The organism is Arthrobacter sp. KNU-44 (genome assembly GCF_051843155.1).
Taxonomy (GTDB): domain Bacteria; phylum Actinomycetota; class Actinomycetes; order Actinomycetales; family Micrococcaceae; genus Arthrobacter.
In genome coordinates this window covers 4472138-4488025 of record NZ_JBPXNG010000002.1, presented here as the reverse complement: position 1 = coordinate 4488025, position 15888 = coordinate 4472138, and the positions used below count along the sequence as shown (strand labels likewise).

14 protein-coding genes and 1 pseudogene are annotated in these 15888 nt (G+C 62.4%); 9 read left to right on the top strand and 6 right to left on the bottom strand.

The genetic code is table 11. The features are described 5' to 3' along the window. Positions 1-34 precede the first annotated feature (34 nt). The 4 genes from ACSVHC_RS22015 (at position 35) to ACSVHC_RS22000 (ending at position 3986) form a co-directional block, all read left to right on the top strand. Complete coding sequence (locus ACSVHC_RS22015) at positions 35-718, top strand: alpha/beta fold hydrolase (RefSeq protein ID WP_439181309.1); 684 nt, start codon at positions 35-37, stop codon at positions 716-718. Between the two features lie 139 nt (positions 719-857). Then, on the top strand, positions 858-1844 hold the full coding sequence (locus ACSVHC_RS22010) for an ABC transporter ATP-binding protein (protein ID WP_437770023.1): 987 nt from the start codon (positions 858-860) through the stop codon (positions 1842-1844). Continuing rightward, positions 1841-3463, top strand: coding sequence for an ABC transporter permease (locus ACSVHC_RS22005; protein WP_437770024.1), 1623 nt, complete (start codon positions 1841-1843; stop codon positions 3461-3463). The genes ACSVHC_RS22010 and ACSVHC_RS22005 overlap by 4 nt, the downstream gene beginning before the upstream one ends. 46 nt (positions 3464-3509) lie before the next feature. Beyond that, entirely contained in the window at positions 3510-3986 is a 477-nt protein-coding gene (locus ACSVHC_RS22000) for a GbsR/MarR family transcriptional regulator (RefSeq protein ID WP_437770025.1), read from the top strand. On the opposite strand, the gene ACSVHC_RS21995 is transcribed toward ACSVHC_RS22000, so the two are convergent. The 3 genes and pseudogenes from ACSVHC_RS21995 to ACSVHC_RS21985 all read right to left on the bottom strand — a co-directional run bounded on the left by ACSVHC_RS21995 (position 3974) and on the right by ACSVHC_RS21985 (position 9596). After that, a complete protein-coding gene (locus ACSVHC_RS21995) occupies positions 3974-6778 on the bottom strand; it encodes a helix-turn-helix transcriptional regulator (protein WP_437770026.1) in 2805 nt (934 codons plus the stop codon). The two genes, ACSVHC_RS22000 and ACSVHC_RS21995, sit on opposite strands and share 13 nt — an antisense overlap. Positions 6779-6807: 29 nt before the next feature. Next, a complete protein-coding gene (locus ACSVHC_RS21990) occupies positions 6808-8883 on the bottom strand; it encodes an Ig-like domain-containing protein (protein ID WP_439181308.1) in 2076 nt (691 codons plus the stop codon). 80 nt (positions 8884-8963) lie between these two features. Continuing rightward, positions 8964-9596 (bottom strand): annotated as a pseudogene (locus tag ACSVHC_RS21985) (LysE family translocator). 119 nt (positions 9597-9715) lie between these two features. On the opposite strand from ACSVHC_RS21985, the gene ACSVHC_RS21980 reads away from it, so the two are divergent. Continuing rightward, positions 9716-11242: an LCP family protein gene (locus ACSVHC_RS21980; protein ID WP_437770029.1), complete on the top strand. Its 1527-nt coding sequence runs from the start codon at positions 9716-9718 to the stop codon at positions 11240-11242. A 62-nt stretch (positions 11243-11304) separates the two neighbouring features. On the opposite strand, the gene ACSVHC_RS21975 is transcribed toward ACSVHC_RS21980, so the two are convergent. Both ACSVHC_RS21975 and ACSVHC_RS21970 read right to left on the bottom strand, forming a co-directional pair. Continuing rightward, positions 11305-11724, bottom strand: a complete 420-nt coding sequence (locus ACSVHC_RS21975; protein WP_437770030.1) for a VOC family protein — start codon at positions 11722-11724, stop codon at positions 11305-11307. Positions 11725-11842: 118 nt separating this feature from the next. Further along, on the bottom strand, positions 11843-12217 hold the full coding sequence (locus tag ACSVHC_RS21970) for a VOC family protein (RefSeq protein ID WP_437770031.1): 375 nt from the start codon (positions 12215-12217) through the stop codon (positions 11843-11845). 154 nt (positions 12218-12371) lie between these two features. Here ACSVHC_RS21970 and ACSVHC_RS21965 point away from each other — a divergent pair, with 154 nt between their 5' ends. Together ACSVHC_RS21965 and ACSVHC_RS21960 are read left to right on the top strand one after the other, a co-directional pair. Beyond that, entirely contained in the window at positions 12372-12770 is a 399-nt protein-coding gene (locus ACSVHC_RS21965; RefSeq protein ID WP_437770032.1) for a DUF3054 domain-containing protein, read from the top strand. Positions 12771-12831: 61 nt separating this feature from the next. Continuing rightward, complete coding sequence (locus ACSVHC_RS21960) at positions 12832-13113, top strand: Lrp/AsnC family transcriptional regulator (RefSeq protein ID WP_395248256.1); 282 nt, start codon at positions 12832-12834, stop codon at positions 13111-13113. Positions 13114-13136: 23 nt separating this feature from the next. Here ACSVHC_RS21960 and trpD read toward each other — a convergent pair whose 3' ends face one another. Next, complete coding sequence (gene trpD / locus ACSVHC_RS21955; protein WP_437770033.1) at positions 13137-14195, bottom strand: anthranilate phosphoribosyltransferase; 1059 nt, start codon at positions 14193-14195, stop codon at positions 13137-13139. Between the two features lie 148 nt (positions 14196-14343). Here trpD and ctaE point away from each other — a divergent pair, with 148 nt between their 5' ends. Together ctaE and qcrC are read left to right on the top strand one after the other, a co-directional pair. After that, positions 14344-14982 (top strand): aa3-type cytochrome oxidase subunit III, encoded by a 639-nt coding sequence (ctaE, locus tag ACSVHC_RS21950; RefSeq protein ID WP_236810900.1) that lies wholly within the window; start codon positions 14344-14346, stop codon positions 14980-14982. 88 nt (positions 14983-15070) lie between these two features. After that, the gene (qcrC, locus tag ACSVHC_RS21945) at positions 15071-15859 is read left to right on the top strand and encodes a cytochrome bc1 complex diheme cytochrome c subunit (RefSeq protein ID WP_236810898.1); all 789 of its coding nucleotides are present in this window, start codon (positions 15071-15073) and stop codon (positions 15857-15859) included. The last annotated feature ends 29 nt before the right edge of the window (positions 15860-15888 follow it).

Below are 15888 nucleotides of genomic sequence, written 5' to 3'. Positions count from 1 at the left end.
CGTTGCTCCTGTCCAACACTGTTAGGAGCAAAGCATGAAACCAACAATCGTTCTGGTTCACGGTGGATTCGTCGACGGAACAGGCTGGCGGGGTGTGTACGACGAGCTGACGGCAGATGGTTTCGAGGTGCGCGTCGTCCAGAACCCCACAAAGTCCCTCGCCGACGACACGTCAACAACCCTGCAAGTGATTGACAAAGCGAATGGGCCAGTCGTTCTCGTTGGTCATTCGTACGGAGGGGCCGTCGTCACCGAGGCGGGCAGTCACGAAAAGGTGTCCGCGCTTGTCTACATCACCGCGTTCGCCCCGGACCAAGGCGAGTCAGTGAACTCTTTGCTTGGGACGTTCCCGGCCGACGGCCCGCAGCCACCCATCCTGCCTCCCGTCGACGGATACCTCTTCCTCGACCGCGATAAGTTCCATGAGTCCTTCGCCGGCGACGTCACCCGCGAGGAAGCGGCATTTATGGCCGACGCGCAGGTCCCATGGGGCTTGGAAGCACTCGGCGGAGTCGTTTCCTCAGCCGCCTGGCGGGTGAAGCCCAGTTGGTATCTGCATGTCACCGAGGACAAAATGATCCCACCGGTGGCGCAGACCAGCATGGCAGAGCGGATAGGCGCAACGGTCAGCGAGACGCCAGGAAGCCATGCCGTATATGTGTCGCGGCCGAAGGTGGTCGCCGACGTGATCAGGAAGGCTGCTGCCTCCGTAGGTTGAGGTGAACCAGGCAACGAACCGAGCCGCGCACCGCCACCGGCCTCTTGTGCGCCGCGTGGCGGTGCGAGCGATCCGCCGCCGCATTAAGGTTCCGTTAAGAACATTCACAAATTTGTGAATCGAGCGTAGCGTTCGAACCATGAACACAGTGATTGAGGCCCGAGGCCTTGAGAAACGCTACGGACGGGTTCGCGCACTCGACGGACTCGACCTCTCTGTCGACGCCGGGGAGGTGCACGGATTCCTTGGCCCAAACGGCGCGGGAAAGTCCACCACCATCCGGGTGTTACTAGGTCTTGCACGGGCCAGCGGCGGAAGCGCGACGGTCTTCGGCCAGGACCCGTGGACGGACGCGGTGGAACTGCACAAGCGCATTGCTTACGTCCCCGGCGATGTCAGCCTGTGGCCCAACCTCTCCGGTGGCGAGGCGATCGACCTGCTCAGCCGCTTGCGCGGCGGCACGGACGACAAGGCCGCATACGCTGAGCGCAAGGCCAGGCTCATTGAAGTCTTCCAGTTGGACCCGTCCAAGAAAGGCCGATCCTATTCGAAAGGCAATCGCCAGAAAGTAGCCCTGGTAGCCGCGTTTGCGTCGCCGGCCGACGTGTTCATTCTCGATGAACCCACCAGCGGGCTCGATCCACTCATGGAAGGCGTCTTCAACCAGGAGATCAGACGTGTGGCTTCGCTAGGCAGCACCGTGCTGCTCTCGAGCCATATCCTGTCCGAGGTCGAGCAACTCTGCGATCGCGTGACCATCATCCGCGCCGGCAAGACGGTGGAATCCGGAACCCTTGCGGAGCTGCGCCATCTGACTCGCACAGAGGTGTCATTCGCACGCAACGGCCTGACGGATGCCGACATTGCCCGCATTCCATCCGTCCACGACGTAGCCCTTGTCAACGGTCGTGCCCGCTTCACCGTGGACAGTGACAAGATTTCGTCCCTGCTGCCTGTGCTGACGGAACTCGACGTCAAAGGCCTGAGGGTCGCTCCCCCGTCGCTCGAGGAACTGTTCCTGCGGCACTACGGCGATGAGCTCAATCCGGCTGAAGCCTCGCTCGCGCTGCCCCACTCACGCAAGGCCCGACGTCGGGAAGCCGCCAAGGAGGCGAGCGTGCGATGAGCACTCTTGTCACGTTGCTCCTTCAGCGACTGCGGCGTGACCGCCTGCAGCTGCTGATCTGGATTGTCGGCATCGCACTACTGGCTCTCTTCTCCGTCTCCGCGGTTGAAAAGACGTACGGCGACCCCGCGGGACGCGAGAACATCCTGCAGCTCGCCGTCGCCAACCCGAGCATTCTGATGCTTCGGGGAACACCCGAAGGAGGCGGACTTGATCAATTCGTCTTCTTCGAAATCTTCACGTTCATCGCCGTGCTCGCCGGCCTCATGAACACCTTCCTGTCGGTACGGCACTCGCGGGCCGAGGAGGAGTCCGGAAGGGCCGAACTCCTCGCCGCGACTCCGGCCGGCCGTACCTTGCCCACGGTAGCCACGATCATCTACGGCGCCCTCGTCAACGTTTTTATCGGGCTGTTCGTGGCGCTCGCCTTCATTGCCGGCGGACTGGACGCGAGAGGATCGTTCGTCGCGGGCTGCGCGACGGCGGCCGTCGGACTCACCTTCCTCGCTGTCGGACTATTCGCCGCCCAACTCATGCGCACCTCCCGCGGCGCGAACGGCGTGGCCGCGGCTGCAGTCACAGCCGCGTACGTCATCCGCGGGATCGGTGACGCCCTCGGAACCCCTTCGGCCGACCACCTCCACATGACGGTGTCATGGTGGAGTTGGGCCTCGCCCATCGGCTGGGGCCAGCAAACCCTTGCCTATAACGCGAACACTCTCACCCCCCTGCTGCTCAACCTGGCACTCAGTGCTGCGTTTCTCTCGCTCGTGTTCGTCCTCCAGGCGCAACGCGACAGCGGCGCCAGCCTGCTCGCCGGCCGCCTCGGCCGCGTTGACGCCCGTAGCTCCCTCTCCACGTCACTGGGTCTCGCATGGCGACTGCAGTGGCCCACAGTGGTGGGCTGGTGCGTTGGCAGCGCGTTCGGAGGCCTGCTTACGGGGAGCCTTGCCCATGCGGTCGCCGGTGCGGCAACAGCCGACCCAAATGTGCAGAAGATCATGGAAGGCCTCATTCCCGGAGGCAAAGGTTCGCTCGTCCAGCTCTTTATCTCGGCGATCTTCGTGATGGTCGGCGTGCTTGCCGCCGCCTGCGCAACACAGGTCATCATCAGGATGCGTCAGGAAGAGGTCGCCGGAACAGCTGAGCAAGTGCTCGCGACGCGGGTATCACGAGCCCGGTGGCTGATTGGCTACCTTACTGTGGGCACCGCTTCAATCGCGCTGGTGCTTCTCAGCGGGGCTGCGGCGTCCGGGCTCAGCGCCGTGGCAGTGGGCGATGACTCAGCGCGCGTCGGCGACTCCTTCGCCGCGGCAGCCGCCCAGCTGCCGGCAGCATTGACGTACCTCAGCGTGCTGGCGCTCGTGTTCGTCGCGCTGCCCGCGTGGACGGTTGGCCTGGGGTGGACCTTGTTGGGCCTCGGCACGGTATTCGGGCTGTTCGGCGGGCTCGTGGGCATGCCTGAATGGATTCGCGACATTTCACCGTTCACCCACTCCCCCGTGCCGATCGGCACCTCCACGGACTGGAGCGGTGGCTTATGGATGTTGTGCATCGCGGTGGTGGTCGCGATTGTGGCGACAGCGGGCATGAAGCGGCGAGAACTGAACACGGCTTAGCGCCGAGGAACGGCCGGACCGGCAGGCCGAGAAAGGAAAGCAACGAATGGCCAGAGACGAACGAGCACTTCGCGAGGCGGCCGAACAATCGGCCGCCATCCTTACTGCCGCCGGCATGCCCAAAATGCCTGCGCGCGTTCTCATGGCGCTGACCGTCGCGGAAGACGGGGGCCTGACGGCACTCGAACTAGGTGCGGTGCTCGGTGTCAGCGCAGCAGCAATCTCCGGGGCGGTGCGCTATCTGCAATCCATAGCAATCGTGAGGAGGGTGGCCCAGCCCGGCAGTCGCCGTGACCGTTACGAGGTTCCGCCCAATTCCTGGTTGGCAGCCTTCGCCCAGGAACGTCCGGTCTACCGCGCGCTCGCAGACCTCGCCGACGCCGCAAGCAAAGCAATTGGTGAGCGCACCTCCACGGCCGCCGGCCGGCTGGAGGAAATGGCGAGCTTCTACAGATTCCTGGATGCCCGGCTCCCCGAACTCATGACCGAATGGGAGAAACGCCGCGATGATCAGAAGGGATGACGCAAGGGCGTGCGGGCTTGGCTCGGAGCGGAGCCTTCAAAACCGGCACTGAATAGCTGGCCGAGTTCCCGCCGAGAGCGGAGGCCGAGCTTGGCCAGGACATTCCGGATATGGAAGTTCACGGTGGCGGGCGAAACAAATAGCTGGGCGGCGATTTGCTTGTTGGTCATGCCTCGTTCGGCATAAAAGGCGATTTCCCGTTCCCGTCCAGTAAGGGACTCGAATGCCTGTAGGTACGGATTGGCGGGCCTGTCGCTCAGCCCGTCGAGTAACTTCATCGCACGGCTGAGGTACGGCGCGGCGCCGAGTGCAAGGAAGATCCTTACGGCACCCCTCAGGGCGGTCGCACCGGCTTTGGTGTTTCCCATCGAGATGAGCAGCCGGCCAAGGTCGAGGTGGGCAATGCCCTGCGACAAAGGGAAGCGCGATTCCTTCGCCGCAAGCCGGTAGAACTTGGCCGCCTGGCTGGATAGTCCATACGCTTCGCTGACCCTGCCTTCCAACCAGTCCAGCGAGCCATACACCGGCCACCATCCGCGACCATTCATGTCCTTGCAGGCCTGCAACAACCTGTCCGCTTCCTCCGCACGACCCAGTCCAGCCAAGGCGTCAATCCTGTAACTGTGTGTCGATGGCGTGGCTAGTGTGATCGCCTCTGATGCGTCCAGCTGTTGTTGCCATTCGGCCAAGGAACGGGCTCGTTCGAGCTTTGCAAGGCCGCTGAGTTCGACTCCGAAAGTGTCATATTCGCTCATTCGGACTTCTTCCGCGCGGCGCAAGGCAGCTTCGTATGATTCCGAACGGCCCTGTACTGCCTCGAGGACCGCGGACATCGAGAAAACGAGGGGGCGGGAGGAAACATCGCTGACATCCAGAGAAAGCAATTGCGCCGTGCGGACCACCGTCAGCATTTCCGGCACCCTTCCCAGCAGGAAATAGCAGTATGCGAGCACAACCCTGGTGTGCCCGATTGCCAGGCCCGCCCCGGTCGAAGCCGAGACTTCCATGGCTCTCTCCAGATCGACCGTGGCCTGTTCGATGCCACCGGTCACGCTGAGGAAGCCGGCTCTGCAGGTCAATGCGTCGGCCAAGGCAGGACTGTCGTTCGCTCCAGCGATCCGTGCACTGAGCGACGCAAAAGCCTTCGAGATCAGGTTTGGATCCTCGGTGCCGCTTGCACCGATGAGGTTGAATCCATCGAATTGCAGGCCCAGGTCCCTGCCTGAGGGCAGGTGCCGAAGCCTAGGGTCGTGTACCGCCCCCTTGGACTGGCTCAGCTGCTCCAGGTATCGGTGAGCTTGGGCGACAGCGACGGCGGTGGAGGACTTATCGTCGGAGACCATGCGTGAAACGACTATCGCCAACGAAATGTGGGCCCGCAGCAGGGCCTCGTCAGGGTGGTTCAGTTCTTTCGCGATCAGCTCTTCGGCAAATTGGCCGACACGGTCCAGATCCGGCCTCATTTGAAGCAACTGCAACAGCGCGAAGTCCCGCACTACGCCGGGACGCATGGATTGCACCTGAGGCAGAAGGTCCATCACTTCGGCAATGCAATGGTGGACGGACGCAACGATGCAGGCTTCGATGATGCAGTCGTCCCGGCGGCTTCCCTGGAACCTGTCCATCGCCGAGCGTAGGTATTGCAACGCGAGTTCCGGCTGGCCATCGGCCAAAGCGTGATCGACGCCGGAGGTCACATCCGCATAGAGTGCGGCCGTCCCGGGTTCCTGCACCAGCAATCGATGTTGCAGCGCAAGTCTCGGATCATCGAGTTCGCCTGCAATCGCGCGGTGGATGGAAGACAAGCGGTGGCTCTTGAGGTTGTCCCGCACCCCGACAGCGAGCAGATCACGAAACGGGCGCAATTGAACGGTCTGCCCGACCCGTGTGCCCCGGACGAGCCCGCTCGCCAATGCTGCCGCGACATCCGTTGGTTCATTCAAAGCGGAGCCAATCCGCTGCAAGCGCTCTTGTTCAATTGGGTCGCGACTGACACACACGAACTCGACGACGGATCGGGCAGGTCCAAGCTCCAATGCGTCGAGCATGGCGGCAAAGGGATTGTTTCCAGGGGCGATGTACGGCAGGGCATCGGGCCAGGGGTTCTGGGCGGAATATTCGGGCCCGGCGGCATGCTCCATTGCGGCGTTGATCAACAAGGGAGTACCTCCGGTGCTCCATCGAAGCCGTTCAGCCGTACGCGCCGACATCGTTCGATCCCAGACCCGCGCCACGTAATCCTGGACCTGTTCCGGACTCAGCGGTTCCATGGCGACCCGTTTGATAAAGCCCCTGGACAGGTCATCAGCCACCATCCGATCGATGGCTGCGGTACCGGGCCCTGAAACACCTGCCAAGACAACTGTGATCCTGTCGTCGGCGAGTCTCTGCAGCACGAACCGCAGGGTCTTGGCGGAGCGTTCATCTATCCATTGGGCATTGTCCACGACAATGCAACTAATGTTCTTCGGCCGGGAAGCTAGCGCAGACAATAGTTGGCGGGCCGCAATGACCGGATCCGAGAGGGGCTCGGCCTCGCGATGGCCCAAGGCCACAAGAAGCTTGTCAACAAAGGAGAGTGGAAGGCTACTTTCAAAAGCGTCCGCACTGCACGCCACCACGTTTGCCCGCCTTAGGGCATCCATGAACTGCAAGCACCACGTCGTTTTTCCTATCCCCTGAATCCCAGTGAGCACGACAATCCCGCCACGGTACTGGCGTGTGCGTTTCAGTACAGCGGCGGGAGTGTCATCGCTTGATAGAGCGGGATGTACGACCGTACGTGACGTCATGCCGCCATATTATTGGCAGATCAGCCTTTTCATCCCTGTGGGCCGCGGGTTCTGCCAATGTGTCGAGGTCGGCTCCAGAGTCGGAGGAACAGACCCAGAACGAGCGCGGCAACGGCCCCGAGACACAATCCTGTGAAGACCGGACCGTTAGACCCGGTGTACGCCAGGTTGCCATACGACGCTGTCGATGCCGTGGGCAAGACCACGATGGATGACGCCATGCCTGGCGCTCCGGGTGATGCCGGGACCGTTGGCACGACCGGAGCCGTCACTGTGACCGAAGCCGGCGTTCCCGAGGCGGGCAGGAAATAGGCGTCCCCCGAGTACTCCACCGTTATTTCGTGGTTCCCCGTGGACAACGCCGGAAGGGTGACGGCGGCCGAGCCGGAGACCAAGGTCTCCGCGGTCAGGCGGACCTGGTTGTCAACTGTCAGAATGACGGTTCCGCCAGGCTGCACCGGAAGCGCGCTGCTCGCCGTGACATTTACTCGTAGGTCCACGGTCCGGCCTTCCGAGATGGAAGTCGACGATGGAACAAGAAGGACCGTCGGTTGGGCCCGCGCGGCGTTCACTTGAATCATTACCGGTTCGGCGGGCCTGAAGTTGGTGTCACCGTCGTAGCTGAGTTGAACTGTGCGATTACCCTCAGCCCAGGGGATCGCGGTGGTGAAGTCACCTCGCGAATCCAACGGGGCCGTTCCAAGAACATCGCCGTTCGAACTTAATGTCACTTCCCCCGTGGGCACAGCAGGAGAAAGAGCTCTCGAAGCAGTCGCGACCTTCGCGACCGCCGCGGCGATGTCAGCCGAAACCGTGCCCGTTATCGTAGCGGGCTTGCTCAGGAGGTCGGCGGAAACCGTCGCATTGACGATCCGCGTTGCGAGAGGCTGTACGAGTTGGGTCAAGGATGCCGCGGAGGACTGGAATTTGTAGGAATCGGCGTTGCGTGGCCGGTATTGGAAGGTGAGATCGTGGGAACCCGCGTGTAGGTCGATTGCACTGATGTTGGCAGTTCCAGCGGCGTCAACTGGAGCGGTTGCCAGTTCCGTGCCGCCACTGTCCATAACTGCGACCTCGCCACGTGGAACCACTCCGTGGAGGTCGGAGTTGAGGACTGTTGCGACGTAGCCGCCGGGAGTGCCGAAGATGGAAGGATTCGTTGCCGAGATGACGCTGGTTGTTGTTGCGTAGTCGGGGGTGTACCAGATGCTGACCCAGCCGCTACCCGCGTTGTAGCCCCTGATCACGTTGCTTGCGGTGGGGTCAACATAGCTGCTGCCGCCAGCGCCACCACCGCCCCCGGCGCCACCTACGCGGCTGCCAAGAGCACCTGAACCACTTAGCCAACCGCCGCCGCCACCGCCCCCACCGCCGCCGCTGGACGAACTTCCGGCTCCGCCACCGCCGGTTCCCGCCGCGCCGACAGGCCCGATGACTCCCGAGTCAGCGCCAGGTGCCCCGCCCGCACACCACCCGTCAGCCGACTGGCCATTCTGGTTGGCGGCACCGCCTGCACCGCCGTTGCAGTACACGAAAGCAGCTCCGTGGCCTGCGCCTCCGCCCCCACCGGCGGCGACAACAAGCGGCGTGCCCTTCCCGTCGACTACGGCACTCGCGCCGCCGCCACCGCCACCAGCAGATCCAGCGAGGGATCCGGTACCACCTGAACCTCCGCGAATGAAACCCACTCCCCCGCCGCCTGGGTTGTGTCGCGACCCTGTTCCCCCGCCAGGTGTTGAAGCGTAAATCTTCAGCGCCTCGCCGGGCGTTACCTGCAGCGTGGCGCGAATGTCGGCCCCTGCTCCGCCGGGACCATCATTGCTCACAACAAAAGCGGTACCAGGAATATTGATTGGTCCGCCACCGCCGCCGGCGGAGCCCCAGACCCGGACATCGATGGAGCGCACACCGGCCGGCACGATCCACGTATCTCCATTGACGTTGGCGAAGTCCAGTTTGGTGGGAGTTGGATCCGGAGCGACGGACACAGCTGGTGACGCAGCATTTGCAGGAGGAACGCTGAGCCCCAGAGCTCCAACGGCGCTCGCGAGCAGGAAGACGGACAATTGCACAGCCAAGGGCTTGCGTACTGGAAGAGGCCTCATACCGGGAACACTAGGTACCCGACCCGGCCGGCCCCTTGGGCGGGATCAAATACTATTCACAACGAATAGGTCACCCCAGCTCAACTGTTTGCTGAAACCGCGGTCCCCAGGCCAAGCGCCGTAAGGATCGCGGCAGAGGTCCGTTCGAGTGCTTTCGTCACAGATGGCTTTTTCAGCCAGAGAACGGCTTTGGTTGCCACCAAAGACAGGACTCCGAGGTAGAGCATCGAAATCGCGAAGTCGATTACTCCGAGAATCATCGTCTGCCCAAAGGATGCTTCCCCGGGAGGAAGGAACTGGGGCACCACAGCGAGGAAGAACAGGCCGACTTTGGGGTTGAGCATGCACGAAACAAGTCCTGCGAAGAAACTCGAGCGCAGTTTGGGGCCGTTCTCCGGGGCATCCTGTTCGTGGCGGGTAGGCTTTCCGCGCCGGCTGTGGATAAAGGCGCTGATCCCGAGGTAGATCAGATACAGGCCACCAATGATTTTCACTACCCTGTAGGCCTCGGCCGACTGCTCCAGAAGGGCTGCCAATCAAATGCCAGCAAGCCCTGCCCAAAAGATGCTGCCAAGCGAAGAACCGAGGCCGGCCGAGAGGCCGGCCTTGACGTTTGAAAGGCTGTACCTCAGGACGAGGAACGAGTCCGGGCCCGGCGTGAGCGCCAAAATCACGCACAATCCGACGAACGCCGCAAGTGAACTCAGAGTCATGTTTCCATTGAATCATTGCGCGGTATCTGCACTAGGTACCGCGGGCCTCACGGAAGCTTCCCAGACCCCCCGGCTACAATAGGGCCGTCCGTATTTCCCCTGGAGAGGTAGTTCCCCTTTTGGTCACTCGCCACGATGCACCCAGCCCGGAGTCGGGTCAGTCACCCCCTGTTGCCTACCCGGGCCAGGGAAAGCTGGCTGCCCGCAGCCGGCGGTTCAGCTTTCGCCGCTCGCCCCGCTGGTTCAAAATCACGAGCGCCGCAGTGGCTGTCTTGCTGATCGCAGTCATCGCGTTCGGAGGGTATTGGGTATGGCGCCTTCAGTCCAACATCTCATCATCCGCACTCGGCGCCGGCGGCGTCAGGACGGAAGGACCGGTGGACGACAGCAAGGACCGGCTTCAAATCCTCGTCCTGGGCACTGATACCAGAAGCGGGAAGAACGGGCAGTTCGGCACCACCGATCAATCCTCCGGCTACGGCCAATCGGACGTCATGATGTTGCTGGATATTTCCGCGGACAACAACCATGTCAACGTCATCAGTTTCCCCCGGGACTTGCTGGTCGACGTTCCGGCCTGCACTGACAACAAAACAGGCAAGCAATACCCTGAACGGCAAAATGCCATGATCAACAGTGCCATGGCCGAGGCTGGCATCGGCTGCGCTGTTGACACCGTCAACAAGCTCACGGGTTTGGAGGTTGACCACTTCATGATGGCCGACTTCAACGCAGTGACCGAACTATCGAAGGCCGTCGGTGGCGTCGACGTCTGCGTGAGCGCTGCGGTCAACGACCCCGATTCCGGATTGCATTTGCCCAAGGGCACCTCACAGGTGGAAGGCGACCAGGCCCTGGCCTTCCTGCGCACCCGCCATGCATTTTCCGATGGCGGAGACCTCGGACGGATCAAGGCGCAGCAATCGTTCCTTGGTTCCCTCGTGCGGAAGCTCAAGGCTGACGGAACGCTCGGAAACCCCCAGAAGATGCTCGGCATTGCCGATACCGTCACCAAGAACCTCACCGTCGACAACGGTCTCGCCTCGGTTCCGGCCCTGTTGACCATCGCGGGCAGGCTCAAGAACATTGACCCGGCGAAGGTCAACTTCATCACCGTGCCCAACGTCCCGGCGGCGTCCGACCCCAACCGGCTCGACCTCGACCAACCGGCGGCGAGCAACTTCTTTGCTGCCTTGACGAAGAGCCCCGACCTCAGCCAGCCCGCACCAAGCGCCGCGGCGTCCCCTGCTCCATCGACCGAAGCTCCGAAGGCCGGATACAACAAGGCGCTCCAACCGGTCACCGTCGCCAATGGAACGGGCGTGACCGGCAGGAGCCAGGAGATCGGATCGCTGCTCTCCGCCGGTGGATTCACGAAGCTGGCCAAGATCCAAGCCGATGCCAGGCCACAGACGATGGTCTACTACGGTGCCGGATTCGCCGACGTTGCTGCGGACGTCGCAGCAATGTTCGGGTTGCCGTCGGCGAGCGTGCAGCAGGTCGCCAGCGTCCAGGGAGTCCAGCTCTACGCCGGGCAAGACTTCGCTACCGGGGACAAGCCCACGCTTCCGGCCCCTAAGCCCAACGATGTGGTTGCCCAGACCGCCCAGGACCAGACCTGCCAGACGACCAACCCGGTCGGATAGCCCCGGAAGACAGAGCGCCCTCCGTCCCGCATCGCGGGGCGGAGGGCGCTTTCTGTTTTGCGTTACTGAGGCTGATCTCCCGAAACGTTGACCAGCCAAGCGATGCCGAACTTATCAGTGAGCATCCCGAAGATGTCCCCCCAGGGCGCCTTCTCCATCGGCACGGTGACCGTCCCGCCGTCGACCAGTCCGTCCCAATAGCCTCGAAGTTCCGCTTCGTCGTCGCCGCTAAGGGACACCGAGATGTTGTTTCCCGGGCTGTAATCCATGCTGTTGGGGGTGTCCGCGGCCATGAGCAGCAATCCGTTGTCTGTCTTGAGTGCCGAGTGCATGATCTTGTCGCTTTCGGCGGGGTCTTCGCTCGCGTGGAACTCCGCGAAGGTGCTTTGGGTCAGCTCGCCTCCGAAGACCGACTGGTAGAAAGTCATTGCCTCTTTGGCGTTGTCCCGAAAGCTGATGTAGGGGTTGAGGTTCGTGGTCATTACATGGCTCCTCAGTGTTTGGGGCAGCACGATCAGCTACCTTTTCGTCATGCTAACAGCGCCCGCCGGGACCATCTACAGGCAGATTTTTTCTTGCTCGACGGCGGCTGTCCGCTTCCTAACTGCCACTCGCCTCACGGCCGACGAGGCCCACTGTGTTGCCTTCGCTGTCCTTGATGAAGGCCATCCACTCGTCGGTCCCGGCCGGTCCAAGGCTTCCGTCGACGTGGCTGTAGACCAATTGTGGTTCCTGGACGATCTTCGTCCCTGAGGCGCGGAGCCCTTCCACTGAGAGCCGGAGATCGGCTACGTCAAGGTAGATCAGCGACGACGGGGCGCCGCGATCCAGGAGAAGCCGGACGCCGTCGAGATCGAAGAAGAGCAGGCCGGGCGGATCGAATCTTCCGGTTGGCGCGCCGCCCAGCAGCCGGGAGTAGAACTCCGATGCCCGGTCGAGGTCCACCGCCCGCTGGGCAACCTGGATCAACTTCATGTCGTACCTCCGGGGATCGGCGTCGCTTCAAGTGTCGTAGCCACATCTTCCGCGGTACTCAGTGCTGGTTCAAGGGGCGCGGGTTCAACAGCCTGGTGGCATGCGTAGGACCTTCGGTTCGAGTTCGGCATCAGTGCGGGATAGTGTCGTTTCCATGCCTGCTGCAAATTCCGCCCTGGTCCGCACTGCCCTCATCGCCGGACTGGCAGACGCAATCCTCATTCTTGTTTTCGCCGCCATTGGCCGCGACGCGCACCAGCGTGCTGATGTGCTGACCGGGGTCTTTGCCACGGCTTGGCCGTTTCTTGCCGGTGCCGTGATCGGTTGGCTCACTGTGCGGGCCTGGAGGGCACCCTTCAAGACCTGGCCGGCCGGCGTCGGCATATGGATCGGAGCCGTCGCCGGGGGCATGCTTTTGCGTGCGGCCACCGGACAGACCGTGGTGCTCGCGTTCATCATTGTCGCCTTGATCAGCTTGGCGATCCTGCTGCTTGGCTACCGCGCCGTCATCGCCCTCGTGATGCGGGCCCGTCGACGGAGCCGCCGGGCCTAAGCACCCGCCGATGGACTAGGCTTGCTACGTCCACTGCTGCACTTCGGAAAGGCTGCCCCCAGTGATCACCGCTTTTGTCCTGATCAAGACCGACGCTTCACGCATTCCGGAGACGGCCGAGGAGATCTCCGCCATCCAAGGGATCAGCGAGGTCTACTCCGTCACAGGGGAATGGGACCTTATTGCCGTGGCACGCGTGGCGAAGCATGAGGAGTTGGCGGACGTCATCGCCGACAAACTCTCGAAGGTTCCCGCAGTAGTTCACACCACCACGCACATCGCCTTCCGAGCATACTCACAGCATGATCTGGACGCCGCGTTTACGCTGGGCTTCGAGCAGTAACAGCCGGAATCCTGGCGCCGCGCCTAGCTTTGGCTTAGTCCGACCCACGTGTCGAGGACCCTGGAAGCCGCTCCGGAATCAATGGATTCCGCGGCCCGCAGCCAGGCCGACTTCATTCGTTCCAAGAACGGTCCGTCGGCAGTAGTGTCGAAGGCCACCAGGCCTGCGGCGGCGTTGAGCACGACGGCATCGCGGACCGGGCCCGGCTTCCCCTCAAGTACTTCGCGCACGACGGCGGCATTCGCCTTGGCGTCGCCGCCTCGTAGATCGGCGACGGTCGCCGCAGCGATACCAAGATCCGCCGGCGAGAACCGCTGCTCGGTGACTTGCCCGTTCCTGATTTCCCACACCGTGGATGGTCCGGTGGTGGTGAGTTCATCGAGTCCGTCTTCCCCGCGGAACACCAATCCGCGGCTCCCTCGGCGCGCCAGGACCCCGGCGATCAAGGGAGCCATCGCGGCGTTGGCAACACCCACGGCTGAAGCCTGGACGTGGGCGGGGTTGGTCATTGGTCCCAGGAAGTTGAAGGCCGTGGGAATGCCGAGTTCCGCACGCACAACACCGGTATGCCGGAACGACGGATGGAATACCTGGGCGAAACAGAAGGTGATTCCCGCCTCTTCGGCATTCCGGGCCACCCGGTCGATCGGCAAGTCGAGCCTCACGCCCAAGGCTTCCAGGACATCGGCGGAGCCCGACGACGACGACGCCGCCCGGTTCCCGTGCTTTACGACCCGTGCTCCCGCGCCGGCCGCCACTAGGGCCGCCATCGTCGAGATGTTCACTGTGTTCAGCCGATCGCCGCCTGTGCCTACGATGTCAAGCTTTTCACCCGGAATGCTCACGGGTTTGGCGTTGGAGAGCATTGCCTCGACCAGTCCGGTGACTTCATCCACCGTTTCACCCTTGGCCCGCAGGGCAACGAGGAAACCGGCAATCTGGGAAGGGGCGGCTTCTCCGGACATGATTGTGTTCATGGCCCATGCCGTGTTCCCGGCCGAGAGGTCATGCCCGTTGATCAAAGCGGAGATGAGTCCGGGCCACGAGTTGCTTGCCTGCTCTGCAGATGCCTGTGAAGTCACCACTTGATGCTAGCGATCCACCCTGCTCCGTGACCAATGCTAAGGACGCCGGGAACTTTTCCGCGCGAATTCGCGTGTTTGTAGAAAAAGTCTCCCCAAATGGCGGTTCGCATTGGGAAGTCCGGACTTTTACAGACATAATGTCCTTGTGACATCTGCGACCCATGCCCCCAGTACCCCGGCGCACCCGACGCTGAATCGCCCCAATTTGGTTTCCGTTGGAACCGTTGTGTGGCTTTCCAGTGAGTTGATGTTCTTCGCCGGTCTCTTCGCCATGTACTTCACGCTGCGCTCCACGTCGGGCGCCTTGTGGGCGGAAGAAACCGGCAAGCTCAACTTCCCGTTTGCGCTTGTAAACACAATCGTCCTCGTGTCGAGTTCCTTCACTTGCCAGATGGGCGTCTTCGCTGCCGAGCGACTTGAGCCGCGCCGTCGAGGCGGTGTGCTGCAGTTCACCCGCTGGGGCATGAACGAATGGTTCATCCTGACGTTCATCATGGGCTCCTTCTTCGTTGCCGGGCAGACCACCGAATACGCGATGCTTGTGTCCGAGCACGTGACGCTCTCGGCCAATGCCTACGGCTCCGCGTTCTACATGACAACCGGCTTCCACGGTCTCCACGTCATCGGCGGCCTCATCGCCTTCCTGTTCATCATTGGCCGCGCATACGCCGCCAAGAAGTTCGGACACTTTGAAGCGACCTCGGCAATCGTCACCTCGTACTACTGGCACTTCGTGGATGTTGTGTGGATCGGCCTCTTCCTGGTCATCTACGTACTGAAGTAGCCCGGCACCGACTCTTGTTCCTCAAGAGGATGAATTTTAAAGAAGCGGCTCGCGGAGCCGACGCAGGATCGAATAAAGGAACCACCACGTGAAGGCACTCTCGCAGAAGCGACGTCATCCACTGGCAGCCATTGCGCTGCTGCTGATGGGACTCCTCGTCACTGGTGGGCTCTACGCCGTTGCCACAACGGTCAACCAGGCGAAGGCAGACACCACTACCTTCAGCGCAAGCGACGCCCAGGAAGGCGGCAAGCTCTTCGCCGCCAACTGCGCCACCTGCCACGGCATGGGCGCCAGCGGATCCAAGGACGGCCCCTCGCTGGTCGGCGTGGGTGCTGCTGCGGTTGACTTCCAGGTTGGCACCGGCCGTATGCCCATGCAGATGAACGGACCCCAGGCCCAGGAAAAGCCGCGGCAGTTCAACGAGCAGCAGACCCAGCAGCTGGCGGCCTACGTCGCTTCGCTCGGCGCTGGCCCGTCAATTCCCGACGCATCGCTGCTCGACGAAAAGGGAGATGCCGCCAAGGGTGGCGAGCTCTTCCGCGTGAACTGCGCGATGTGCCACAACGCTGCAGCGGCTGGCGGCGCCTTGACCCGTGGAAAGTTCGCTCCGGCCCTGGCTGGTGTCTCAGGCCAGCACATCTATGAAGCGATGGCCACTGGTCCGCAGAACATGCCGGTCTTCAACGACGCGAACATCTCTCCTGAGGGCAAGCGCGACATCATCACCTTCCTGAAGAAGATCGAAACCAACGGCTCGCCTGGTGGAAACGACCTGGGGGGCCTGGGTCCGGTATCCGAAGGTCTCTTCGTCTGGGTTGCAGGCCTCGGCGTCATCATTGCCTTCACCATCTGGCTGACGTCCCGTACGTCCTAGGCCAGCGCACGACAAAAACTTCTGCTGTC

Coding starts and splice junctions, on each gene's coding strand:
- ACSVHC_RS22010 (WP_437770023.1), top strand. CDS start 858: ATGAACACAGTGATTGAGGCCCGAGGCCTTGAGAAACGCTACGGACGG.
- ACSVHC_RS21975 (WP_437770030.1), bottom strand. CDS start 11,724: ATGACCACGAACCTCAACCCCTACATCAGCTTTCGGGACAACGCCAAA.
- ACSVHC_RS21995 (WP_437770026.1), bottom strand. CDS start 6,778: ATGACGTCACGTACGGTCGTACATCCCGCTCTATCAAGCGATGACACT.
- ACSVHC_RS21965 (WP_437770032.1), top strand. CDS start 12,372: ATGCCTGCTGCAAATTCCGCCCTGGTCCGCACTGCCCTCATCGCCGGA.
- ACSVHC_RS21970 (WP_437770031.1), bottom strand. CDS start 12,217: ATGAAGTTGATCCAGGTTGCCCAGCGGGCGGTGGACCTCGACCGGGCA.
- ACSVHC_RS21990 (WP_439181308.1), bottom strand. CDS start 8,883: ATGAGGCCTCTTCCAGTACGCAAGCCCTTGGCTGTGCAATTGTCCGTC.
- ACSVHC_RS22000 (WP_437770025.1), top strand. CDS start 3,510: ATGGCCAGAGACGAACGAGCACTTCGCGAGGCGGCCGAACAATCGGCC.
- ACSVHC_RS22015 (WP_439181309.1), top strand. CDS start 35: ATGAAACCAACAATCGTTCTGGTTCACGGTGGATTCGTCGACGGAACA.
- ACSVHC_RS22005 (WP_437770024.1), top strand. CDS start 1,841: ATGAGCACTCTTGTCACGTTGCTCCTTCAGCGACTGCGGCGTGACCGC.